Annotated in this window: 1 protein-coding gene; it reads left to right on the forward strand. The window is 28.1% G+C overall.

Annotation, left to right across the window (positions count from 1 at the left end; genetic code table 11):
- Positions 1-184 precede the first annotated feature (184 nt).
- Positions 185-487 carry a TniQ family protein gene (locus GBH70_RS16475; RefSeq protein ID WP_151682023.1) on the forward strand — a complete coding sequence of 101 codons (303 nt, stop codon included), beginning with the start codon at positions 185-187 and terminating at the stop codon, positions 485-487.
- Positions 488-526 lie beyond the last annotated feature (39 nt).

Here is a 526-nt window from a genome sequence, read left to right on the forward strand (position 1 = left end):
TCTGCATAAATTAATTGCCAAACGTTACATTTTTAGTTTGCCATAAACAAGAAAAAGTGCTTTAAAACGTAATGAACATCCATATGATTTGCTAAAGAAGGAGGGGTATATTTTAGATCCTTTAGTTGAATTTTATTGAACAAAAGTTTTGTTAATAAAATTATTGTAAATTGGAGAGATTCTATTGTTACCATTTTTTACAGACCCTTATCCCAACGAATTAATTTATTCAGCTATTAGTCGCTATCATTTTTATAATGGAAATGTTAATTTTGTTGATACACTTGAAGAATTATTTGATAGTAGGACAGTTATTCCAAACATTGAATTTGGAAGTCAGTTGTCTAAACTTGTACAAAATTTAGGCCCAGGATATTCAATAGAAAAAATAATTTCGGATAATACGATATATCCTTTCTTCGCTCCATTTTTAACAAAAGAAAGGCAACAAAAAGTGGATTTAAGTCAATATTTTGGACACCAATAAGTGAAATTTAATTTTGATCTCATGCCATATTTTTCATGG

It is taken from the genome of Weizmannia acidilactici (genome assembly GCF_008974225.1).
GTDB lineage: Bacteria > Bacillota > Bacilli > Bacillales > Bacillaceae_C > Weizmannia > Weizmannia acidilactici.